The sequence below is a fragment of the Bradyrhizobium sp. 138 genome (assembly GCF_023074075.1).
GTDB lineage: Bacteria > Pseudomonadota > Alphaproteobacteria > Rhizobiales > Xanthobacteraceae > Bradyrhizobium.
Genome location: NZ_JADPKT010000053.1, coordinates 33,544 through 56,769, shown reverse-complemented (window position 1 = coordinate 56,769; position 23,226 = coordinate 33,544). Strand labels below are relative to the sequence as shown.

At 64.1% G+C, this 23,226-nt stretch carries 19 protein-coding genes; 11 read left to right on the top strand and 8 right to left on the bottom strand.

Translation table 11 applies throughout. The annotated features are described in order from the left end of the window. Positions 1–65: 65 nt before the first annotated feature. The gene (locus IVA79_RS18520; protein ID WP_247555212.1) at positions 66–1,256 is read right to left on the bottom strand and encodes a urate hydroxylase PuuD; all 1,191 of its coding nucleotides are present in this window, start codon (positions 1,254–1,256) and stop codon (positions 66–68) included. 197 nt (positions 1,257–1,453) lie between these two features. On the opposite strand from IVA79_RS18520, the gene IVA79_RS18515 reads away from it, so the two are divergent. Further along, the gene (locus IVA79_RS18515) at positions 1,454–2,788 is read left to right on the top strand and encodes a sorbosone dehydrogenase family protein (protein WP_247555211.1); all 1,335 of its coding nucleotides are present in this window, start codon (positions 1,454–1,456) and stop codon (positions 2,786–2,788) included. 50 nt (positions 2,789–2,838) lie between these two features. Here IVA79_RS18515 and IVA79_RS18510 read toward each other — a convergent pair whose 3' ends face one another. Next, positions 2,839–3,639 carry an SDR family NAD(P)-dependent oxidoreductase gene (locus tag IVA79_RS18510; protein ID WP_247555209.1) on the bottom strand — a complete coding sequence of 267 codons (801 nt, stop codon included), beginning with the start codon at positions 3,637–3,639 and terminating at the stop codon, positions 2,839–2,841. A 250-nt stretch (positions 3,640–3,889) separates the two neighbouring features. Here IVA79_RS18510 and IVA79_RS18505 point away from each other — a divergent pair, with 250 nt between their 5' ends. The 4 genes from IVA79_RS18505 to cyoD are packed head-to-tail and all read left to right on the top strand — an operon-like array spanning position 3,890 to position 7,737. Continuing rightward, positions 3,890–4,723 carry a cytochrome ubiquinol oxidase subunit II gene (locus IVA79_RS18505; RefSeq protein WP_247555207.1) on the top strand — a complete coding sequence of 278 codons (834 nt, stop codon included), beginning with the start codon at positions 3,890–3,892 and terminating at the stop codon, positions 4,721–4,723. Beyond that, positions 4,713–6,713: a cytochrome o ubiquinol oxidase subunit I gene (gene cyoB, locus IVA79_RS18500; RefSeq protein WP_247555387.1), complete on the top strand. Its 2,001-nt coding sequence runs from the start codon at positions 4,713–4,715 to the stop codon at positions 6,711–6,713. The genes IVA79_RS18505 and cyoB overlap by 11 nt, the downstream gene beginning before the upstream one ends. Then, positions 6,713–7,354 carry a cytochrome (ubi)quinol oxidase subunit III gene (locus tag IVA79_RS18495; protein WP_247555204.1) on the top strand — a complete coding sequence of 214 codons (642 nt, stop codon included), beginning with the start codon at positions 6,713–6,715 and terminating at the stop codon, positions 7,352–7,354. The genes cyoB and IVA79_RS18495 overlap by 1 nt, the downstream gene beginning before the upstream one ends. Further along, the gene (gene cyoD / locus IVA79_RS18490; RefSeq protein WP_247555202.1) at positions 7,351–7,737 is read left to right on the top strand and encodes a cytochrome o ubiquinol oxidase subunit IV; all 387 of its coding nucleotides are present in this window, start codon (positions 7,351–7,353) and stop codon (positions 7,735–7,737) included. The genes IVA79_RS18495 and cyoD overlap by 4 nt, the downstream gene beginning before the upstream one ends. A 221-nt stretch (positions 7,738–7,958) precedes the next feature. Here cyoD and IVA79_RS18485 read toward each other — a convergent pair whose 3' ends face one another. Next, entirely contained in the window at positions 7,959–8,747 is a 789-nt protein-coding gene (locus IVA79_RS18485; RefSeq protein WP_247555200.1) for a thermonuclease family protein, read from the bottom strand. Between the two features lie 201 nt (positions 8,748–8,948). Between IVA79_RS18485 and IVA79_RS18480 the strand changes: the two genes are divergently transcribed. From IVA79_RS18480 to IVA79_RS18470, 3 genes are all read left to right on the top strand, one after another. After that, positions 8,949–10,547 carry a GMC family oxidoreductase gene (locus tag IVA79_RS18480; protein ID WP_247555196.1) on the top strand — a complete coding sequence of 533 codons (1,599 nt, stop codon included), beginning with the start codon at positions 8,949–8,951 and terminating at the stop codon, positions 10,545–10,547. Between the two features lie 7 nt (positions 10,548–10,554). Next, a complete protein-coding gene (locus IVA79_RS18475) occupies positions 10,555–11,004 on the top strand; it encodes a hypothetical protein (RefSeq protein WP_247555193.1) in 450 nt (149 codons plus the stop codon). A gap of 92 nt (positions 11,005–11,096) precedes the next feature. Next, positions 11,097–12,116, top strand: a complete 1,020-nt coding sequence (locus tag IVA79_RS18470; RefSeq protein ID WP_247555190.1) for a trypsin-like peptidase domain-containing protein — start codon at positions 11,097–11,099, stop codon at positions 12,114–12,116. Positions 12,117–12,382: 266 nt separating this feature from the next. Here the strand turns inward: IVA79_RS18470 and IVA79_RS18465 are convergent, their stop codons facing one another. Further along, positions 12,383–15,859 carry an indolepyruvate ferredoxin oxidoreductase family protein gene (locus tag IVA79_RS18465; RefSeq protein ID WP_247555187.1) on the bottom strand — a complete coding sequence of 1,159 codons (3,477 nt, stop codon included), beginning with the start codon at positions 15,857–15,859 and terminating at the stop codon, positions 12,383–12,385. 154 nt (positions 15,860–16,013) lie between these two features. Between IVA79_RS18465 and IVA79_RS18460 the strand changes: the two genes are divergently transcribed. From IVA79_RS18460 to IVA79_RS18450, 3 genes are all read left to right on the top strand, one after another. Beyond that, on the top strand, positions 16,014–16,967 hold the full coding sequence (locus IVA79_RS18460) for a hypothetical protein (RefSeq protein ID WP_247555182.1): 954 nt from the start codon (positions 16,014–16,016) through the stop codon (positions 16,965–16,967). A gap of 306 nt (positions 16,968–17,273) precedes the next feature. Next, entirely contained in the window at positions 17,274–17,972 is a 699-nt protein-coding gene (locus IVA79_RS18455; protein WP_247555180.1) for an isochorismatase family cysteine hydrolase, read from the top strand. Between the two features lie 10 nt (positions 17,973–17,982). Beyond that, positions 17,983–19,635: a regulator gene (locus IVA79_RS18450; protein ID WP_247555178.1), complete on the top strand. Its 1,653-nt coding sequence runs from the start codon at positions 17,983–17,985 to the stop codon at positions 19,633–19,635. Between the two features lie 68 nt (positions 19,636–19,703). Here IVA79_RS18450 and IVA79_RS18445 read toward each other — a convergent pair whose 3' ends face one another. The 4 genes from IVA79_RS18445 to IVA79_RS18430 form a co-directional block, all read right to left on the bottom strand. Beyond that, positions 19,704–20,000: a hypothetical protein gene (locus tag IVA79_RS18445; protein ID WP_247555176.1), complete on the bottom strand. Its 297-nt coding sequence runs from the start codon at positions 19,998–20,000 to the stop codon at positions 19,704–19,706. Positions 20,001–20,096: 96 nt separating this feature from the next. Continuing rightward, positions 20,097–20,921, bottom strand: a complete 825-nt coding sequence (locus tag IVA79_RS18440; protein WP_247555386.1) for a carbohydrate ABC transporter permease — start codon at positions 20,919–20,921, stop codon at positions 20,097–20,099. Between the two features lie 5 nt (positions 20,922–20,926). Then, on the bottom strand, positions 20,927–21,865 hold the full coding sequence (locus tag IVA79_RS18435) for a sugar ABC transporter permease (RefSeq protein ID WP_247555174.1): 939 nt from the start codon (positions 21,863–21,865) through the stop codon (positions 20,927–20,929). Further along, on the bottom strand, positions 21,862–23,187 hold the full coding sequence (locus IVA79_RS18430) for a sugar ABC transporter substrate-binding protein (RefSeq protein ID WP_247555172.1): 1,326 nt from the start codon (positions 23,185–23,187) through the stop codon (positions 21,862–21,864). The genes IVA79_RS18435 and IVA79_RS18430 overlap by 4 nt, the downstream gene beginning before the upstream one ends. Positions 23,188–23,226 lie beyond the last annotated feature (39 nt).

Sequence of the window (23,226 nt, the reverse complement as noted above, 5' to 3'; positions counted from 1 at the left end):
GAGTCATTTTCTAATCGATGCGAGATGCGGAATTACATTCAACGAAATGCGCCATTGGATGACGATCAGTGCGCCTGCTCGATATAGGCGGCAAGGATCGCACGCTCCTCGCTTGTCATCTCGGTGATGTTGCCCGGCGGCATCGCGCTCGACCAGGCCGCGACACGGCCGATCAGGCGGATGTTGCGATGGATGTGCTCGGGCGCATCGAGCAAGATGCCCTTCGGCGCGGTGACGATGCCGGCCCAGACCGGTTCGGCGGCGTGGCACATGCTGCACCGGGACATCACGATCTCCTCGACGGCGGCGAGCGTCGGCGGTGCGGGCAATGCGGTTGTCTTGACGTCGCGCGGGCCGGCCGCGGAGAGAAGCAAGATCGCGATCACGCCGATTGCGGTCACGCCCCACACCCACCACGGCGATTTGCGTCCCGCATGGCGCTCGTTGAAGAAGTGGCGGATCACGGGGCCGAGCGCCAGGATGATCGCGACGATGATCCAGTTGAAGCGCGTGGCGTAGAGCAGGGGATAGTGGTTGCTGATCATCAGCACGACCACGGGCAGCGTCAGATAATTGTTGTGGACCGAGCGCTCCTTGCTGGCCTTGCCGAGCTTCGGATCGGGCGCCTCTCCCGCGATCAGGCTGGCCACGATCTTCTTCTGGTTCGGGATGATCAGCGCGAAGACGTTGGCGACCATGATGGTGCCGATGATCGCGCCGATCTGGTTGAAGGCGCCGCGTCCGCTGAGCACATGGGTGAAGGCATACGTTAGGCCGACCAGGAACAGATAGCCGCCGATGGCAAAGGGCAGCTCGCGCTGCGCAAGCCCGGTGCGGCAGGCGGCTTCATAAAGCAGCCATGCCAGCGCCAGGCTAAAGAAGCTGAACAGCCCGGCCTGGAATGGCGTGAGGTCGAGGATCGACTTGTCGACCAGGAACAGATCGGCCTCGAGATAATAGACCACCACCATCAACGCGAAACCGGACAGCCAGGTGGTGTAGGCCTCCCATTTGAACCAGGTCAGCTCGTCCGGCATTTGGCTCGGGGCCACCAGATACTTCATGATCCGGTAGAAGCCGCCGCCATGGACCTGCCAGGCCTCGCCCTGCACGCCATCTGGCAGCTCGGCCTTCGGCTTCAGGCTGAGATCGAGGGCGATGAAATAGAAGGAACTGCCGATCCAGGCGATCGCGGCGACCACGTGCAGCCAGCGGAGCAGCAGGCTCGCCCATTCCGATATGATGGATCCCCACATGATCATCCCGTCAATTGCGACAGCGATGCCGCAGCTTTGATGACCGCAACCCCCGCTCTACCAATGTGTCGCACCTATCCGCGGTGATTTCCAGTACGATGGGTTGCACCTGATGCCCATCGTGCGAGCATCAGCTGACGTGGGATGCGGCACAGCCGCGGTGGTCGAAGTTCGAGACTGCAGGCCGGGAGGTCAACGTGAAGAGCCGAATTTTGTCCGTAGCGATATCCGCGGGACTTCTGGTTGCGACTGCCGCGCAGGCGGAGCCGGTGCTGCAGGGCAAGGACGCCTATGGCGATTGGCGGGCCGACAAGCCTGGCACGGTCAGGCTGATCCGGCCGCAGGATCTGGTCAGGCCCGGCGCGACGCGGTCGGTGGCGAGCTCGTCGCGCGTGGTGCCGCGTCCGTCGGACGCGGAGCTTCGGGTGCCGGCAGGATTCAAGATCGAGCTATTCGCCGAAGGCCTGCGCACGCCGCGCGTCGTGCGGGTGGCGCCGAACGGCGACGTGTTCGTCGCGGAGACGCGGGCGGGCAACATCCGCGTGCTGCGCGCAGGCGAGGGCGGCAAGGTCGCGACCAACGAGGTGTTTGCGACGGGGCTCCGGCAGCCATTCGGCATCGCCTTCTTTCCGAATGGCGACAATCCGCAATGGGTCTATGTCGCCAATACCGACAGCGTCGTCCGCTTTCCCTATCAGGCCGGTGATCTCAAGGCGCGCGGCAAGGCCGAGACGATCGTGGCGAGCCTGCCGCATGATGGTGGCCATTCCACCCGCGACATCGTCTTCACGCCCGACAACAAGCGCATGCTGGTGTCGGTCGGCTCGCTCAGCAACGTCGCGGAAGGTTTGGGCACGCCCCCGGGCGGGATGGAGGCCTGGGCGAAAGCGCAACCGCTCGGCGCGGCCTGGGCGAGCGAGACCGAGCGCGCCGCCGTGCTGGCTCTTAGTCCTGACGGCAAGGACCGGAAGATCTACGCCACCGGCATCCGCAATTGCGTCGGCCTTGCGATCCAGCCGCAGACCGGACTGCCCTGGTGCTCGACCAACGAACGCGACGGCCTCGGCGACGACCTCGTGCCCGATTACGTGACCAGCGTGAAGGAGGGTGGCTTCTACGGCTGGCCGTGGTTCTATATCGGCAGCAATGAAGATCCGCGCCACGTCGGCGCGCGGCCGGACCTCAAGGATAAGGTGACCGTGCCGGATGTGCTGATTCAGCCGCATTCGGCCTCGCTCGGCATGACGTTTTATCAAGGCACGCAGTTTCCGCAGGAGTACCAGGGCGATGCCTTCGCCGCCGAGCACGGCTCCTGGAACCGGTCGAAGCGCACCGGCTACAAGGTGATCCGCATCCGCATGAAAGACGGCAAGCCGACCGGAGAGTACGAGGATTTCGTCACGGGATTTGTCGTGAGCGATACCGAGGTGTGGGGCAGGCCGGTGGGAGTCGCCGTGGCGAAAGACGGATCACTGCTGATCTCGGAAGATGGCAATGGCACGATCTGGCGGGTGACAAGCGTGCGGCAATGACGGTGCATGCTTCGCCTCTCCTCGCAAGCGGGGAGAGGGAGAAGAAAGATCTACCCCCGCCGCACGCTCGCCCCGCCGTCCACCGGCAGTGTCACGCCGGTGATGAAGTCCGCTTCATCCGACGCCAGGAACAGCGCGGCGTTGGCGACGTCCCATCCGGTGCCCATTTTCCTGCGCAGCGGCACCTTGCTGTCGCGTTCGGCTTCGACCTCGGCGCGGGACTTGTGCCATTCGCGGGCACGGGTATCGACCGCCATCGGCGTGTTCATCAGGCCGGGCAGGATGACGTTGGCGCGGATACCGTATTCGGCGTTCTGGTAGGCGAGCTGTTCGGTGAAGGCAATCATCGCCGATTTCGTCGCCTTGTAGGCGACGTAAGGGTAGGTCGTGATTGCCGCCATCGAGGAGATGTTGATGATGGCGCCGCTTCGCTGCGCACGCATGATCGGGATCACCTCTTTCGCCGCGAGAATGCAGCTCTTGAGGTTGATGGCGACGACGCGGTCGAACGCCTCTTCGGTCAATTGCAGCAGCTCGGCATCGCCGCCGGCAAGGCTGACGCCGACATTGTTGTGCAGCACGTCGATCCTGCCCCAGCGCGATTGCGCATCCGCCACCATCGCCTTGATGTCGGCAGCTTTGGTCACGTCGGCCTTGAAGGCCGTGGCGGTGCCGTGTTTCGCGGCGATCATCGCGACCGTTTCCTGCGCAGACTCCAGATGATGGTCGACGCACAAGACCTTTGCACCCTCGCGCGCGAAGGTCAGCGCGGTGGCGCGGCCGTTGCCCATGCCTTCGCCGGGGCTCTGGCCGGCGCCGACCACGATGGCAACCTTGTCCTTCAAGCGCATCTCGGTTCACTCCCTGATCCCGTATTTCCCATTATTTTCGTGCAGATTAGCAATGGCTCCGCGCGGAGAGAAGGGCGCGGCTCCTGCGTTCATGTCATTGACATCACATGGAATTGCATGTTGCGGCCGGTCCACCGCGCATAGCTGACCCCGGCGGTTCAGGAACCGTTCCGAGGTCGCCGCGTTTGTTGCGGAGCCTTTCCCGCGCTAGGCTCTGTCCCGGGGCTTCCCAACCGCCAGTGGCTTGCCGATGAATCTGCTCGATCCGCAAGGGCCCGTAGCTGCGGCCAACAGCACCATCCTGGTCGATTCCGTCTTCATCATGCTCGTGATCGTCGTGCCGACCATTGTCGCGATATTGGCCTTTGCGTTCTGGTTTCGCGCCTCCAATACCAAAGCGCGCTACCAGCCTGACTTCGTCTATTCCGGCCGGGTCGAGATGGTGGTGTGGTCGATCCCGGCGCTCACCGTCATCCTGCTCGGCGGCGTCGCCTGGATCGGTTCGCACCAGCTTGATCCCGCAGCCCCCGTGCCCGGCACCGGCAGCCCGGTCCGCATCCAGGCCGTCTCGCTCGACTGGAAATGGCTGTTCATCTATCCGGACCAGCGCATCGCCACCGTCAACACGTTAACGGTGCCGGCCGGTGCCGAGCTGAATTTCCAGCTGACGTCGTCGAGCGTGATGAACACATTCTTCATCCCGCAGCTCGGCAGCATGATCTACACCATGAACGGCATGGTAACGAGGCTGAACCTGCGCGCCGACAATGAAGGCAAGCTGCAGGGACTGTCGGCGCATTTCTCCGGCGACGGCTTTCCGGACATGATGTTCGACGTCAACGTGATCTCGCCGCTCGCCTTTCCGGATTGGGTGGCAACCACAGCGAAGACCGACGCCGTGTTGAACGAAGACAGCTACAAGAAGCTGATGCAGCAGGGCATCGAGAAGGGCAGGCCGGCCTATCGCCTCGAAGATCCACGCCTGTTCGATTTGATCGCGACCCAGCACATTCCGCCGGGGCCGGGCCCGGAACTGACCTCCGATGCCGGCCGTCCGCACAGTGGAGGCCATGATGCTCGGTAAGCTCGATTGGTCGGCCATCCCGTTCGACCAGCCGATTCCGCTCGTCGCGGGCGCGGTGGTGCTGATCGCGATTCTCGCGGTGCTGATCTGGGTCGTGGTGAAGGGGCATCTGCCCTATCTCTGGCACGAGTGGATCACCAGCGTCGACCACAAGCGGATCGGCGTCATGTACATTCTGCTGGCTTCGGTCATGCTGCTGCGCGGCGGCAGCGACGCCATCATGATGCGGATCCAGCAGGCGGTCGCCTATCAATCGCAGGGCTATCTGCCGCCGGAACACTACAACCAGATCTTCTCGGCGCACGGCACCATCATGATCTTCTTCGTGGCGATGCCGTTCGTGATCGGGCTGATGAACCTGGTCGTGCCGCTCCAGCTCGGCGTGCGCGACGTCGCGTTCCCGACGCTCAATTCGGTCGGCTTCTGGCTGACCGCGACCGGCGCGCTGCTGGTCAATCTCTCGCTCGTCATCGGCGAATTCGCGCGCACCGGTTGGCTCGCCTTTCCGCCGTTGTCGGGACTGTCCTATTCACCGGGTGTCGGCGTCGATTACTACGCCTGGTCGCTGCAGATATCCGGCGTCGGCACGCTGGTGGCCGGCATCAATCTCGTCACCACGGTGCTGAAGCTGCGCACCAAGGGCATGAACTATCTGCGCATGCCGATGTTCTGCTGGACGACACTTGCATCGAACCTGTTGATCGTCGCGGCCTTCCCGATCCTCACCGCCACGCTCGCGATGCTCTTGCTCGACCGCTATCTCGGCTTCCACTTCTTCACCAACGAGGCCGGCGGCAACGTCATGATGTTCATGAATCTGATCTGGGCCTGGGGCCATCCGGAGGTCTACATCCTGGTGCTGCCTGCGTTCGGCATCTTCTCCGAGGTGGTGTCGACCTTCTCCGGCAAGGCGCTGTTCGGCTATCGCTCGATGGTGCTTGCGACCATGGCAATCTGCGTCGTCTCCTTCATGGTCTGGCTGCACCATTTCTTCACGATGGGCGCGGGCCCAGATGTGAACGCCATCTTCGGCATCGCCAGCATGATCATCGCGATACCGACAGGCGTGAAGATCTACAATTGGCTGTTCACGATGTATGGCGGCCGCATCCGTTTCGCGACGCCGATGCTGTGGTCGGTCGGCTTCATGGTGACATTTATCATCGGCGGCCTGACGGGCGTCCTTCTCGCCGTGCCGCCGGCCGACTTCATGCTTCACAACAGCATGTTCCTGGTGGCGCACTTCCATAACGTCATCATCGGCGGGGTGCTGTTCGGCGCCTTCGCCGGCTTCGAATACTGGTTTCCGAAGGCGTTCGGCTTCCGCCTCGACGAACGCTGGGGCAAGGCGGCGTTCTGGTTCACTTTCATCGGCTTCTTCGTCACCTTCATGCCGCTCTACATCGCCGGTATGCTCGGCATGACCCGCCGCATGCAGCACTATGATGTTGCGGCGTGGCGGCCCTGGATGATCGTTGCGGCGATCGGCATGGCGGTGCTGACGATCGGCGTGATCTGCCAGATCGTGCAGCTCGTCGTCAGCATCCGCAATCGCGAAGTGCTGCGCGACCGCACCGGCGATCCCTGGGACGGCCGCTCGCTGGAATGGGCGACCGCGTCGCCGCCGCCGGTGTTCAATTTCGCCTTCAATCCCGATGTGCGCGGTGAGGACGCCTATTGGGACATGAAGGTCCATGCCCGGCAGCAATCGTTCGAGCACGAAGGACCCGAATACCAGGACATCGAGATGCCCCGGAATTCGCCGACCGGCTTCGTCTGCGCGTTCTTCGCCACCATCATGGGCTTTGCGCTGATCTGGCACATCTGGTGGATGGTGATCTTGGGTGGTCTTGGCGCGTTCGCGACCTTCGTCGTGTTCGCCTGGCGGGACCATGACGAATACGTCATTCCGGCCGAGGAAGTCGCCCGCATCGACCGCGTCAATCTCGAGGAGCGGCGCAGCCTTGTCAGCATGGCGGGGGCAGTCTGATGACGATGACCGCAACCGCCGGCCACGCGCACGCCGATCCCCATCACATCGGGATCGTCATCGAACATCCCGGACCCGCCTCGAAGCGGATCGTGACCGCCTACGGCTTCTGGGTCTTCCTGCTCTCGGACATCGTGATGTTCTCCTGCTTCTTCGCAGCCTATGCGGTGCTGTCAGGCCAGACCGCCGATGGCCCGAAGGGCTCTGAGATATTCGAGCAGAGGAACGTCGCGATCGAGACGGTCTGCCTGCTCTTGTCGAGCTTCACCTGCGGCATGGCCAGCATCGCCGCCGACGTGCGCAACCGGTTCTGGTTCTATCTCGGCATGAGCGTGACCTGCGTGCTCGGGCTCATATTCCTCGTCATCGAGTTCCGCGAATTCGCCGATCTCGTCACGCGCGGCTATGGCCCGTCCCGCAGCGCGTTCCTGACCGCGTTCTTCTCGCTGGTCGGCTGCCACGGCCTGCATGTCTCCGCCGGCGTGTTGTGGCTGCTCACCATGATGGCCCAGGTGTTCGCAAAAGGCTTCCGCGCCGATATATTGCGCCGGATGATGTGCTTTGCGCTGTTCTGGCATGCGCTCGACATCATCTGGGTCGCAGTGTTCTCCGTCGTCTACCTGCTGGGGAGTGGCGCATGAGCGATCAGACGCATATGCCGGCCGGGCACGATCTCGCGCCGGGTGACGAAGAGCAACACAGTGTCGGCACCCGGATCCTGGGTTACGTGGTCGGCCTTGTTCTGGCGCTGCTGCTCACGGCGACGTCGTTCTTCATCGCCGGCACGGATCTGGTCTGGCAGCCCTCCATCCCCGTCGCACTGATCGTGCTCGCGATTGCACAGATGGGCGTGCACCTGGTGTTCTTCCTCCACATCACCACGGGCCCCGACAACACCAACAACGTGCTGGCGCTCGCCTTCGGGCTGCTGGTGGTCTTCCTGGTGGTCGGAGGCACGGTCTGGATCATGGCGCATCTGAACGCCAACATGCCGCCGATGGACCACATCATGCGGATGCAGTGAGAGAACCTGCACACAAAGAAGAAGAGCCGCTTGTGATGACAAGCGGCCCAAGTCTAGGGAGGAAACGCCCAAGCAAAGACAATCCGATAAGATCGTCTGCCAAGGAAGCGCGCGCGCAAAGCGCGTGCGCACTTTGATTGAGTGCCGCAACTCCCGCCGAAGTTCAATTCCGGAGCAATACGGTCCCGGACTACCACTCACGGGTGCGTGAACGGCTTTGTTCACTTCGGCCGGCGGCAATTATACGCCTTGCGGAAACCGGCCGCCTGGGCGTCGTCCTCCGAGCAGAACCAGCGGTCCGGCTTGGTGGTCGCCGGGTAGCTCGGGCAGCCCCGCAAATGATAGATGCCGATATTGCCGGTGACGCGGGCGCGCACCGCAAGCTTGCCCTTGATGCTGCAACTCGGCGGCATCGTCAGCTCCTCCGGGAACAGCGCGGCGCGGATTTCCTTGTCCCGGTCCTGGCGGCAGGCAGCGCCCAGCAGTGCGCCGTCCTTCTTGCCGGCGCGGAAGTCCTGCGGTGCGACAAAGCAGCCCTTCCAGATTCCCATGGCGGTTGTCTTGGCCTCAGTCGCAGCCGGCTTGACGTTCGCCTTGATCGGCTCCCGCGCGACGGCAAAACCGAGCTTGACCAGCTGCTCGTTCAACGTCGCCTTGTCGCCCTCGGCCGTGCAGATCGCCCGGTGCCGCTTGCCAAAACTCTTCTCCGGCCCGACGTCGTCGCAGCGCACCGTCCGTTTGTTGATCAGCTTGGTCAGCTGGTCGCGGGCCTCGATGCCGCAGGTCCAGGAATCGGCGTGATCGTCGATACAGATCTGGTCCAGCTCGGGCGCATCGACGCCATCGAGCCGGTAGGTGACGTCGCCAAGCTGGATGGAGTTGCCGTCGCGGACCGTCGCGGCGGCCGTCAGCGCGGAAGCCGGCTCGGACGATGCCAGGAATCCGGACAGGGCGAAAAACCCAACGAGCGCAAAAGCGCGGGCGGCGGCAATAACATTTCGGAAGGACATACGGTCTCGCTATCGATGGCTCGGGCGCCTGTTCCTAGCATCCGGACGTGGCGATACCAATGGTCTGCACCCTGCGAAGTGCGACATTCCGGCCTCGCGGCTTTACTCCCCGCCCGCTCTGATCCTATCGTTCGCGGGCCTTGCGAACGGTGCAGGCCGAATCGCCCGGAAAGCGGCGAGGGCGGGAGGAAAAAGGTTGCGATGAAAGACCCCGTGGACGTCCTGATCATCGGCGCCGGCGCATCGGGCGCTGCGGTGGCGTGGTCACTGGCCGAGACCAAGATGCACATTCTCTGCCTGGAGCAGGGCGGCTGGATGAACCCGGCGGAATATCCGAGCACGGGCCGGGACTGGGAGGCGAAATTCTACGGCGAGTGGTCGTCGAGCCCAAACGTTCGCGGCCGGCCTGAGGACTATCCTGTTAACGACGACAATTCGCCGATCAAGGTCGTCAACTACAATGCGGTCGGCGGCTCGACGGTGATGTACACCGCGCATTGGCCGCGGCTGCATCCCTCCGATTTCAAGGTGAAGACGCTCGACGGCGTCGCCGACGACTGGCCGATTGATTACGACGCGCTGACCCCGTTCTTCGAAGAGAACGACCGAATGATGGGCACGTCGGGGCTATCGGGCGATCCGCTCTCGCCGCTGACGCATCCGCCGATGCCGCAGCAGCCGCTCGGCCTGTCCGGCGCCATCATCGCCAAGGCCATGAACAAGCTCGGCTGGCACTGGTGGCCGTCGGATACCACTGTGGCGACGATGGACTATGAGGGCCGGGCGCGCTGCATCAATCTCGGCCATTGCACGCCGGCCTGCGCCCAAGGCGCGAAGTCTTCCACCGACATCACCTATTGGCCGCATGCGATCCGCGCCGGCGTCGAGCTGCGCACCCATTGCCGGGTGCGCGAGATTACCACCGACGAGAACGGCATGGCTTCGGGCGTGGTCTACTACGACAAGGACGGCGTCGAGCAGTTCCAGCCGGCGCATGTCGTCATCATCGCCTGCAACGGTGTCGGCACGCCGCGGCTGCTGCTGAACTCCGCATCGAGCCGCTTCCCGAACGGACTTGCCAATTCGTCCGGTCTCGTCGGCAAGAACCTGATGTTCCACCCCTACGCGCAGATCTACGGCTATGTGAAGGAGCCGACCGACTCTAACCGCGCGCCGCCGACCTGCCTGTGGAGCAAGGAGTGGTACGACACCGACCCCTCGCGCGGCTTTGTGCGCGGCTACGGCGTCCAGTTCGTGCGCGGCGCAGGTCCCGTGTTCGAGGCCGTGGTCAGCGAGCAGAAGGGCATTTTGCCGTGGGGCGAGGATCATCATCGCATCTTCCGCAAGCTCAACGGCCACCGGCTGGGCTTCTCGGCGATCTGCGAGGATCTGCCGGAGGAGCATAATCGGGTCACGCTCGATCCGGTCCTGAAGGACAGTCACGGCATTGCCGCGCCGAAGATCGACTACACCATCAGCGAGAACAGCCGGAAGATGATGGAGCATGCGCTGGCGCGGGGTCGGGAGGTCCTCGAGACGGCCGGGGCGACCGACATCTGCATCAACTCGCCAATCCCCTGGGGCGGCTGGCATCTGCTCGGCACCGCGCGGATGGGCACCGATCCCGCGCGCTCCGTGGTCAACGAATGGGGGCGTACGCACGATGTGAAGAACCTCTTCATCGTCGACGGCAGCATCTTCGTCACCTCGGGCGGTGTGAATCCGACCTCCACCATCCAGGCCCTCGCGCTGTACATCGCCGACCAGATGAAGCAGCGCCTCGCCAATTTGTTTGATTGAGGCCGTCATGTCCGCAGACACTCAACTGACGCGCGTGCAGCGCGATGACCTCCGCACCGTCGCCGCCATGATCGTTCCGGCCAGCGACGCGTACAAGGTGCCCGGCGCCGACGATCCCACGATCCAGGCCGATATGCTGGCAACGCTCGGCCGCGACACCAAATTGGTGGCGGCGGCGCTGGATCATCTGGCGCGGCTGGCAGGTCGGCCGCTCGCCGAGCTCGATGCCGCCAGGCGCGATGCGGTGGCGCAGGAGTTTCGCGCGGCCGGCGGCGTGCCCGCCGCAACGCTCGTCCGTGTCGTGCTGCAATGCTACTACCGCGACGACCGCGTTCTGGGATCGCTCGGGCTCGAGCCGCGCGCGCCGTTTCCCAAAGGCCATGTGCTCCCGGACGGTGATTGGTCGCTGCTCGATCGGGTCAAGGCCAGGGGCGGCTCGCTGCGGCGCGCGCCCTAGCCATCTGGGCAGTCCAGCCCCTGCACTCCAGGCGGACATCTTGCGCGGCAGGGAACAGGCCACCATCTGTGTGAGCCTCACGGACTCTTGCCATGCTGGATTTCACCTCAGATATCGCCGATGACGCACCGTCATCGCGAACGGCGGCGGCTGCCCCGGTCGACGACCGGGCGCTGCTGGACGCCTATTCCAATGCCGTCATCGACGTGACCGACCGCGTCGGTCCTGCGGTCGTGCGGGTCGAGACCGGGCCAAAAGTGCCGAACGGCCGCGAGCGCGGCGGGCTCGGCTCGGGCATCGTGATCTCGCCGGACGGACTCGTCCTCACCAACAGCCATGTGGTCGGCACGTCGAAGGAGATCCGGCTGCGCGACGTCGAGGGCCATGTCGGCGAGGCCCAGGTGCTCGGCGTCGATCCCGACACCGATCTGGCGCTGCTGCGCGCCAACGGCGTGCGCCATTTGCCTTATGCCGCGCTCGGCAACTCCAAGACCTTGCTTCGCGGCCAACTCGTGATCGCGATCGGCAATCCGCTTGGCTTCGAATCGACCGTGACCGCCGGCGTGGTCTCCGCGCTCGGACGCTCGATCCGCTCGGTCAGCGGGCGCACCATCGAGGACGTGATCCAGACCGATGCCGCGCTCAACCCCGGCAATTCCGGCGGCCCGCTGGTGTCGTCGAATGCCGAGGTGATCGGCATCAACACCGCCATCATCAACGGTGCTCAAGGCATCTGTTTCGCGGTCGCCAGCAACACGGCGCAATTCGTGCTGTCGGAGATCATCCGCCACGGTTATGTCCGCCGCGCTTATATCGGCGTCGCCGGGCAGACCGCGCCGGTCCCGCGGCGGCATGCGGTGTTGGCCGGGGTCGAGAACAAGATGGGCGCGCTCCTGATGCAGATCGAGCCGGATGGCCCGGCGGCGAAGGCAGGCCTGTTGCCCGGCGACGTCGTGATCAGGCTCGACGGCGTCGAGATCAACGGTGTCGACGATTTGATCCGCGTGCTCGACCGCGACCGCATCGGCCGGCGGCTTGCCATGAACGTGCTGCGGCTCGGCCGCCTGCGGGCGATCGACATCGACCCGATCGAGCGAAGGCCACAACGCTAGCGCTCGCCGGGGGCTGCGCTGACGTTCGAGTACATCACGGAGCGGCATCTGGCGAAGGGTGGGGTGGCGGCGTCGGTGAGTGCTGCGACGGCGGCAGTCTAAACCGTCATTTCCGCTATATCCGCGTCATTGCGAGCGGAGCGAAGCAATCCAGAAATCTCTCCGCGGCGGCAGTCTGGATTGCTTCGTCGCATCAGCGCAAAATTGCTACGCAATTTTGTCGCGAGCTCCTCGCAATGACGTGGAGTGAGTGCGGGCTGGCCCCGCTACTCCGCCGCCGCGGCAAAGCGGCTGTTCTCGAGCTCCGCTTCCAGCCGCGCCGCCTCGGCCGCCGCGAGCTTGACGTTGGCTTCCTTGACATGGCCGAAGCCGCGGATCGTCTCCGGCACGCGGGCGAGCCTTGCCAGTAGAGGAATCTGCTCCGCCTTCAGCCCGGACATCCGCTGGTCGATCATCGCCAGATAATCCTCGATCAGCTTTCGCTCGGTCCGGCGCTCATCGGTGCGGCCAAATGGATCGAATGCGCTGCCACGCAGGAATTTGAGCCTGGCGAGAACGCGGAAAGCGTGGATCATCCAGCTGCCGAACTCCTGCTTCTGGAGCCGGCCCGTCGCCCCGTCACGCTTGGCGAAGATCGGCGGCGCCAGATGGTATTTCAGCGTGAAGTCGCCGTCGAACTTTTCCGACACCTTCTTCGCGAAGCTGCCGTCGGTATAGAGCCGCGCGACCTCGTACTCGTCCTTGTAGGACATCAGCTTGAACAGGTTTTTTGCGACGGCTTCGGTGAGCTCGTTGGACGCTGGCGAGGCGGCGGCTTCCGCCTTCCGCACCTTGGCGACCGCGGCGAGATAGCGGTCCGCATAGGCCTTGTCCTGATAGGAGGTCAGGAATTCGGCGCGCGTCGCGATGACGTCGTCAAGCGACTTGGTCGGCGAGGCGGCGCGGCTCTTGAACTGTAGCACGCTGCGCACCCGCGACATGTCGTGGGCGGCCAATCGCCCCCAGGTGAAGGCGAACTTGTTCATCTCGATCGCGGCGCCGTTGATCTCGATGGCGCGGAGCAGGGCCTCAAGCGACAGTGGGATCGCGCCCTTCTGGAAGGCGAAGCCGAGCATGAAGGGATTGGTCGCGATGGAATCGCCCATCAACGCTGAGGCAATGCCCGTGGCGTCGATGATGTCGAGGTTCTTGTCACCGATGGCGTCGCGCAGCACGGTCTGCATCGTGCTCATCTCGAAATCGAGATCGGGGTTTTGCACGAAGCTCGCGGTCGGTTGCAAATCGGCGTTGATGTATGCTTTCGTCACGCCGCGCTCGGTACGGCTGAGTGCGGAGGGACCTGCCGAGACGATCATGTCGCAGCCGAGGATGACGTCGGCACCGCCGGTGGTGATGCGAACTGCGGAGATGTCCTCCGGCTTCGGAGCGATACGGACATGGCTCATCACCGCTCCGTTCTTCTGCGACAGGCCCGTGAAGTCGAGCGCCGAGCAGCCGCGGCCGTCGACATGGGCCGCCATGCCGAGCAGCGCGCCGATGGTGATGACGCCGGTGCCGCCGATGCCGGTGACGAGGATGTTGTAGGGCCCATCAAGCTCGCGCGCCGGCGGAAGTGGCAGGTCGGCGAACAGCTGGCCGGAGTCCACTGCCGAGGTCTTCATGCGCTTGAGGGTGCCACCATGTACGGTCACAAAACTGGGGCAAAAACCTTCGACGCAGGAAAAGTCCTTGTTGCAGTTCGACTGGTCGATCTGGCGCTTGCGGCCGAACTCGGTCTCCAGCGGCTGCACCGAGACGCAGTTGGACGCCTGCGAGCAATCGCCGCAGCCTTCGCAGACGAGTTCGTTGATGAAGGCGCGCTTGGCGGGATCGGGATAGAGCCCGCGCTTGCGGCGGCGGCGCTTTTCGGCGGCGCAGGTCTGGTCGTAGATCACGACCGTGAGGCCCTTGATGTCGCGCAGCTCGCGCTGCACGGCGTCGAGCTCGCGGCGATGATGGATGGACGCGCCTTGCGGGAAGTAGTTTCCTTGCGGGTACTTGGTCGGATCGTCCGAGACGATCGCGAGCCGCTTGACGCCCTCGGCCCAGACCTGATGCGCGATCTGCGCGACGTTGAAGGCGCCTTCGGCCGGCTGGCCGCCGGTCATCGCCACGGCGTCGTTATAGAGGATCTTGTAGGTGATGTTGACGCCGGCCGCGGAAGCGGCGCGCAGCGCCAGCAATCCGGAGTGAGTGTAAGTGCCGTCGCCGAGATTCTGGAAGATGTGGGTCTCGCTCGTGAAGGGCGACTGACCGATCCAGTTCACGCCTTCGGCGCCCATATGCGAGATCAGATCGGTGCGGCGGGTCGGCATGCTCAGGGCCATGCCGTGGCAGCCGATGCCGGCCATGGCGCGGCTGCCTTCGGGCACGCGTGTCGAGGTGTTGTGCGGGCAGCCCGAGCAGAAGAACGGCGTGCGCGCGAGCTTGATCGGAGCGCTGGAGGTGACGGGATTGTCGAACGCCTCGAGCCGCGCGAGGCGCTGCTCCAGCACGGGGCTGTGATGGCCGAGCTTGCGCAAGCGCGCCAGCAGCGCGGAAGCGACGATGGTCGGCGTCAACTCACCCTCGCTCGGCAACAGTGGCGCGCCGGTTTCGTCGCGCTTGCCGGTGACGGTCGGGCGTCTGGATGCATCGATATTGTAGAGGATGCGCATCAGCTGGTCTTCGATGAAGCCGCGCTTCTCTTCGACCACGAGCACGTCCTGAAGACCCTCAGCGAAACGTTTCGCGCCGCTTTCCTCCAGCGGCCAGGTCAGCGCGACCTTGTAGATGCGAAGGCCGAGATCCTGTGCGTCCTTGTCGATAATGCCGAGATCGGCGAGTGCCTGGCGCAGATCGAGATAAGCCTTGCCGGTCGCGACGATGCCGAGGCGTGCCGGTTTGGAATCGAGCACGATGCGGTCGAGGTGGTTGGCGCGGGCGAAGGCCTGCACCGCTTCCATCTTCGGGCCGAACAGGCGCCTCTCGGCGTCCAGCGGCGGATCCGGCCAGCGGATGTTCAGGCCGCCGGGCGGCATCTCGAAATCATCGGGCAGCCTGATCCGGATACGCTCAGGGTCGCTGTCAATCGACGCTGAGCTCTCGACGGTCTCGCTGATCGCCTTGAAGCCGACCCAGCAGCCGGAGAAGCGCGACAGCGCGAAGCCGTAGAGGCCGAGGTCGAGATAATCCTGGAGTGTCGCCGGATTGATCACGGGGATCAGCGCCGCCGCGAACACCTGCTCGCTCTGATGCGCCAGCGTCGAGGACTGGCAGCCATGGTCGTCGCCGGCCAGCGCCAGCACGCCGCCACTCCGCGAGGTACCGGCCGCATTGGCGTGCTTGAGCGCGTCGACCGAGCGGTCGACGCCGGGGCCCTTGCCGTACCAGATGCCGAACACGCCATCGACCTTGGCGCCGGGAAACAGGCCGACCTGCTGGCTGCCCCAGACGGCGGTCGCCGCCAGGTCCTCGTTCAGGCCGGGGACGAAGGCGATGTCGTGCTGCTGGAGGTGCGACTTCGCGCGCCACAGCGCGTGATCGTACATGCCGAGCGGGGAACCGCGATAGCCCGAGATGAAGCCGCCGGTGTTGAGTCCCTGAAGCCGGTCGCGTTCGCGCTGCAACATCGGCAGGCGGACCAGGGCCTGTGTGCCGGACAGGAAGATCCGCTTCGATTCGAGCCGGTATTTGTCGTCCAGCTCGACCTGCAACAGCGTCATTTCGGAAGTCCCCGGCTCTCTGGGTTTGCGCTGCGGGAGGGATTGGCGGCGGCGCGACGCGAATTGTGACAGTCAAGAGCATGGCCGGCGAAGTCAATATCGCTGGCCGCATCCGTGGCGCTCCTGCTAGTCATGGCTGCCTGTGGAGAGCACCATGACTGCAAACGCATTCGTCACTGAGATCATCGAGACCGGAGGGGCCTTGATCGGGCCGTGGCGTCAGCCGCGCCAGATGCTGCAAGCGCAAACCTACGATGCACACGCCTCGATCCATGATGACTCGACGGCACAGAAGCTGGGCTTCAAGGGCGGCACCATCGAGGGACCGACTCATTTCAGCCAGTTCGCACCGCTCGGCGAACGGCTGTGGGGACGGACCTGGTTCGAGACGGGGTGTCTCTCCGCGCATTACCGCAGCGTCTGTTATGAAGGCGAGGAGGTGCAGGCCATCCTGTCGAAGCCGCTGCCCGCTACGCGCCAATGCCAGATCCAGATGGTCAAGCGCGACGGCACCGAGGTGCTGCGCGGCACGGCCTCGGTCGGCGAGCCGCACGCGGCGACCGCGCTCGAATCGCGTCTTGCCGAGCTGAAGCCGCTCGCCGATCCCGTGATCCTGCGTGACGTGAAGGTGGCGCAGACCAGCAGACGCCAGACGGTGCGGATGGCGTTCGACCAGATCATGGGAGACCTCTACCCGTTCTCCCTCCGGCAGAAGCTGGCGGTTATCACCGAGAGCTCGCCGTACTATTCCAGCGCCGACAATCCGTGGCGCAGGCCCATCATCCCGATGGAGATGCTGAGCGTGCTGTTCCAGTACCGCTCCAAGGACGATCCGCTGCCGGCCAAGGGACCGGCCGTCGGTCTGTTCGCCGATCAGGAGATCCGCCTGGTGAAGGGGCCGCTCTTCGTCGACGAGGACTACGAAGTCGAGCGCGAGGTGGTCGCGCTCTCCGGCAGCCGCCGCACCGAAAGCGCCTGGGCCAAGACGCGCGTGTTCGACAAGGCGGGCACGTTGGTGGCGACCATGCTGCTGAACATGGCGACGCTGAAGGAGTCCTATGCGCCGTATGAAGAAGAGTATCGGCAACTGTATGGGGCAGGGCGATAACGCCATTCCGTCATTCCGGGGCGCGCGTAGCGCGAGCCTGGAATCCATTTCACCTCACGTTCTGCGGCCCGATGGATTCCGGGCTCGACGCTTTCGCGTCGCCCCCGAATGACGGCGGAGACCGCTCATCCTTTAAGCAAATGCACGTCGCAAAGCCGTCGCACAGGGAATAAGCAGGTGTCGATCGCCGACGTAACCTTCTGAGCACGCAACGAATTCCCTCGCCGCCTGCGCCCCACCGCAATTGTACACAATGGCACGGCGTTTGCAGAACTCCTGGCGCAGTTCTCGCGAGGGGCGGGCGTCATGCTGAGTTCGAGCAAGCCGACATTGGGCGTCATCAGCGCCGAGCCCGAGCCGATCATGCTCGACTGGCCTGCCACCGCGCTTCTGATCATCGACATGCAGCGCGACTTCATGGAGCCCGGCGGCTTCGGCGAGACGCTCGGCAACGACGTCAGCCAGCTCGCGCGCGCGGTGAAGCCGATCAGCGCGGTGCTGAAAGCGGCGCGCGACACCGGCATGCTGGTGATCCACACCCGCGAGGGTCATCTGCCCGATCTTTCCGATGCGCCGCCGGCGAAAGTCGAGCGTGGCGCGCCGTCCTTGCGTATCGGCGATCCCGGCCCGATGGGCCGCATCCTCATTCGCGGCGAGGCCGGCCACGACATCATCCCCGAGCTCTATCCGCTCGACAGCGAAATCGTGATCGACAAGCCCGGCAAGGGCGCATTCTACGCCACCGAGCTTGCCGACGTGCTGGAGAAATACGGCATCGAGAACCTGCTGGTGTGCGGCGTCACCACCGAAGTGTGCGTCAACACCACCGTGCGCGAGGCCAATGACCGCGGCTACCGCTGCGTCGTCATGTCAGACGGCTGCGCGTCCTACTTCCCCGAGTTTCACGAGATGGGCCTGAAGATGATCAAGGCCCAGGGCGGCATCTTCGGCTGGGTCGCGGACTCCGCCGCAGTCCTGGAGGCAATGAAGGTTTCGACCACATAGGGGTATTATCATGAGCACATTGACTGGGACGGCCGGCAAATCCGACTTCAAGCCGGCACTATGGACTTCGGGCGACTGGAATGCGTTTTTCGGCTTCGGCACCAACATCCTCGTCAACATGCTGGTGCTCACGGGCCTGCTGCGCTTCGTTTTGAAGATGCCGGACAGTCTGGTGTTCGGCCGCATCCTGCCCGCGCTCGGGTTGATGATGTGCCTCTCGACTTTCTACTACGCCTATCTTGCCTACCGTCTGGCGCAGAAGACCGGCCGCAACGATGTCTGCGCGCTGCCCTCGGGCGTCAGCGTGCCGCACATGTTCATCGTCACCTTCGTGATCATGCTGCCGATCACGCTGAAGACCGGCGACCCGCTCAAGGGCTGGTCGGCGGGGCTGGTCTGGGTGTTCTTCCAGAGCTTCATCCTCATGATCGGCGGCTTCATCGCGCCCTTCATTCGCAAGATCACGCCGCGCGCGGCGCTGCTCGGAACCCTTGCCGGCGTCTCTGTCACCTTCATCTCGATGCGGCCGGCGCTGGAGATGTACATGACGCCGCAGATCGGTCTCGTCTGCTTCGCCATCATCCTGGTGAGCTGGTTCGGCGGCGTGAAATATCCGCGCGGCATTCCCGCGGGCCTCGTTGCCATCGCCGTCGGCATGATCATCGCATGGGGCTCGAACCTGTTCGGGCTCGGCCTTGGCGGTTTGAGTCTCACAGGCGTCGGCGCAGCGTTTGCCAATTTCGGCTTCTCGGTGCCGATTCCCGCCGTGGGCTACGTCTTCTCCGGCTTCGAATTCCTCGGCATCATTCTCGTCACCGCCATTCCGTTCGGCATCTATGACCTCGTCGAAGCCATGGACAATGTCGAGAGCGCGGAAGCTGCCGGCGACGAATATCCGACCACGCGGGTGCTCACGGCCGACGGCGTCGTCAGCCTGATCGGCTGCCTGATGGGCAATCCCTTCATCAACGCCGTCTATATCGGCCATCCCGGCTGGAAGGCGATGGGCGGCCGCATCGGCTACTCGGCCGCAACGGGAATCATGGTGATCGTGCTGGCCTGGTTCGGCATCATCTCGGTGCTGCTGGCACTCGTGCCCGTGGTCGCGATCTCGCCCATCCTGCTTTACATCGGCATGCTCATCGGCGCCCAGGCGTTCCAGACCACGCCGGTCAAGCACGCGCCCGCGATCGTGCTGGCGCTGACGCCGCATCTGGCCGCCTGGGCCAAGCTGCAGATCGACACGATGCTCGGCTCGACCATGAATGCGGCGGCAACCGTGGGCGGGCTTGCTGCCGACAAGGCCGATGCCGTGAAAGCGGCCGCGATCGCGGCGCTGCCGCAGCAGGGCGTGTTCTACCACGGGCTGGAGGTGATGGGCGGCGGCTCCATCCTCGGTGGCCTCGTGCTGGGGGCGATCGGTGTCTTCATCATCGAGCGTGACTTCGAGAAGGCATCCGCCTTTGCGCTGGTCGGTGCGGTCCTGACCTATTTCGGCTTCATGCATGGCGAGGCCGTCGGCATCGGCGGCGGCTTTGGTGTCACGCCGGCTGTCGCGCTTGCCTATGCCGTGATGGCCGCCGGCCTGTTCGCCGCCAGCAAGTTCGGCGCCAGCGCACCCTATGCCGCGCATCCGGAAATGTCGGCCGCGCCGGCGGAGTAGACCTGGGCAACAAGAATCTGCGGCTGGACGGCATCGCGTCGTCCGGCGCATTCTACCTCTACCGACACTTACGCACTGGATTCCATACTTACCAGAACGTCCCCGGCGATGATCTCGGGGTCTCCAAGATTGAGGTCGGGCAGGCTTGCCTGAACGAAACCCAGCACTTTGTCGTTCGCCGCATTGGCGCTCTCGCGGTCCTCGAATATCATCACGGCGACGCCGACGCCGTCGCCTCCGTCCAGCACGTAATAGGATTTGAAGCCGGGCGATTCCCTCAGGATGTGACCGATGCCGCTCTTGGCACGGCGAGCCGCGTCCGCAACCGAGCGAACCTTGGTGTACTTTCGAACGAACATGTACATCAGGGCACCTATGCGTCTCAGTCCCTGCCGCACGCATCAAAGCATATCAGGACGGTGCCGGACAGGCCCTTCGGGGGACGACTCCCGTCGCGCAATTTAGCCGCCCTTGACGGCTCCCGCCGTCAGCCCGGCGACGATCTGCCGCTGCGCCAGCACCGTCAGCAGCAGCACCGGGAAGGTGACGATCAGCGCGGCGGCGGCCAGCGGACCCCAGCTCAACTGGTCGAACGAGATCATGTTGTAGACGGCGACGGGCAGGGTGCGGGTCTCGCGTCCGGCCAAAACGATGCCGAAGACGAAGTTATTCCAGGAGAAGATCACGGCCAGGATGAAGGCAACCGCAATGCCCGGCCGGGCGATCGGCAGCGCGACATGGCGGAACACCTGCCAGCGGCCGGCGCCGTCGATCAGGGCGGCTTCCTCCAATTCCATCGGTGTCGTCTCGAAATAACCGATCATGATCCAGATCACGATCGGCACCGTCACCACGAGGTGGATGATGATCTGCGGCACCAGCGTGCCGAGCAATCCCAGCCACTGGAACAGCAGGAACAGCGGGATCAGGTAGGACAGGCCGGGCGTGATGCGGGCGATCAGGATCACGACCGCGGATTTGTGCGCGGCCATGCGGGCGATGCCGTAGCCGGCGGGGACACCGACGACCAGTGCCAGAAACGTCGCGCTTCCTGTCACGATCAGGCTGTTGACGAAATAGGTCAGGAAGCGGTTGGAGGCGAGCACGTCGCCATAGTTCTTCCAGGCGATGCGCTCGGGGATGAACACCGGCGGGTAGGCGGCATTGTCGACCTCGAACTTGAGCGACAGCGAGGCCATCCAGAGGAAGAACAGGATGGCCGGCGACACGATGACGAACACCGAAAGCCACAGGCCGATCTGACCGACGATCTGACGCACGTTGATTGAGGTCATGCGCCGCTCGCGATCTCTGTCCACAGCATGCGCTGGCGGGCGTAAAGCATGACGGCCGCGAGCGCGACGATGAGGAGGAAGAACACCACCGCGATCGCCGAGCCGTAGCCGAGGTCGTAATAGGTGAAGGCGACGCTGTAGAGATAGATGTTGATCGTCTCCGACGCCGAGCCAGGCCCGCCCTGCGTGATCGCGAAGATGATGTCGAAGCTTTTCACGGCGTCGATCATGCGGATCATACCGGCGATGAACAGGAATGGCATGATCAGGGGCAGGGTGATGAAGCGGAATACCTGCCAGAAGCTGGCGCCGTCGATCTGCGCGCTCTCATACGGCTCGGTCGGGATTGCGGCGAGGCCGCCGAGCACGATCAGCATGACTAGCGGCGTCCATTGCCAGGTCTCGACCAGCACCAGCGAGGGAATGACGGTTGCGGGGTGAAAGACCCAGAGCTGCGCAGGTATCCCGACCAGCGACAACAGGTAATTCAGCACGCCGAGCTGCGGATGGAACATCATGGTCCAGACCAGCGCGATCGCAACCGGCGTCGCCATCATCGGCATGATGAAGACGCCGCGCAGAAAACCGCGGCCAGCGAATTTCTGGTGAAACACCACGGCAGCGAGCGTGCCGAGGATCAGCGGCAGCACCACCGACAGCACGGTGTAGACCATGGTGTGGCCCACCGCCTCGAGGAAGCGGGGATCGGTCGTCAGCCGCAGATAGTTGGAGAACCCGACGAAGGTGGTCGGAGAGCCGACCTTCCACTCGTTCAGGCTCATCCAGATCGTGAAGACCCACGGGAAGATGATGATTGTGAGCACGACGACCAGCGCCGGCACCACGAACGGCCAATAGGACGGCGGCCGCAATTCCTTCTCCGGCGCGGCATCAGTCCGTGCCGCGGCCGGAGTCGACTGTGTCAACGCACTCACGCTTTTTCGCTACGCTCCAGGATTGGCCGGAACTGGTCGTGGGCCTTCTTCAACTCCGTAGCGGGGTCGGTGCCTGCGAGTGTCGAGGTGACTGCGGCGCCGACAAGATCGCGGAATTCGGCGACCGGGATGATCACGGGGAGGCCGAGCTTGCTGATCTTGGCGGAATCGATCACCGACTGCAGCCACTCCTTGGGCATCTTCACGCCGCTCTGGACCTCCGCATCGTTCAGGATCGAGTTGCGGAACGGCACGCCGCCGCCGGCCTGCAACAGCCGCGCGCCCTGCTGCTTCGAGACCGCCCATTGGCACAGCAGATAGGCGGCCTCCTTGTTCTTGCTCGCAGCGGCAATGCCGATGCCGTCGCCATAGGTGGCCGAATATTGCCCCTTCGGTCCGGCCGGCACCACGGTGTAGCCGACCTTGCCGACGACGCGCGAGGCGGCCGGGTCCTCCAGCGGCGGCGCCCAGCCGACGCCGTCGATCCACATCGCCGACCGTCCTTGCGTGAACGAGGCCATCGACTCCATCCAGTTGAAGCCGGCAACGCCGGGCGGGGCGACCTTCGTCAGCAGCGTTTGATAAAGCTTCGTCGCCGCGACCGCTTCCGGACCATCGGTCAGGATGTTGCCCTTGGCGTCGAGGAATTCCCCGCCATAGTTGAGGAAGAAGTTGGTCCACAACGTCATGTTGGCGTTGCGCAGTCCGCGCCCGACGAAGCCGTAGGTGCCGTCCTTGGCGTCGGTGAGCTTTTCGGCCGCCGCGACCATCTCGTCGAGCGTCTTGGGGACGGCGACGCCTTTCTTCTGGAACAGCTCCTTGTTGTAGTAGAGGATGAAGTAGTCGACCGACCAGGGTAGCGATAGCATCTGGCCCTTGTCGTTCTTGGCGTATTGCAGACCTGCGGCCGAGAAATCGCTCTCGACGAGATCAGGCGCGGTCAGCGTCGGATCCTTCATGAAAGGCGTCATGTCGGCGAGCCAGCCGGCTTTCTCGAACTGCCGCTTCTGCACGTGATAGCTGAGATGGACGACATCGAAGCTGGGCCGTCCGGAGGTGAGCTCGATCACCACCTTCTGGCGCTGCTGCTGCTCGGGAATTTGCTCGGATTCCACCTGGATGCCGGTGAGCTCGGTGAACTCCTTGATATTTTTCTGTAGGTTGTCGCCGCGCGGGCCCTTGGCGAGGATCACCTCCAGCTTGGTCCCGGCGAATTTTTTCCAGTTGACCTCGGCGCGTGCCGGCAGGCCGGTCAGGCTGAGCGCACCGGCCGCGGCGGTGCCCGTCAGCAGCGTGCGGCGCGAGATGTTGTGGTTGGCCAATTCGATCCCTCCCTCTGATTCATACTCTTTGGGACGGAT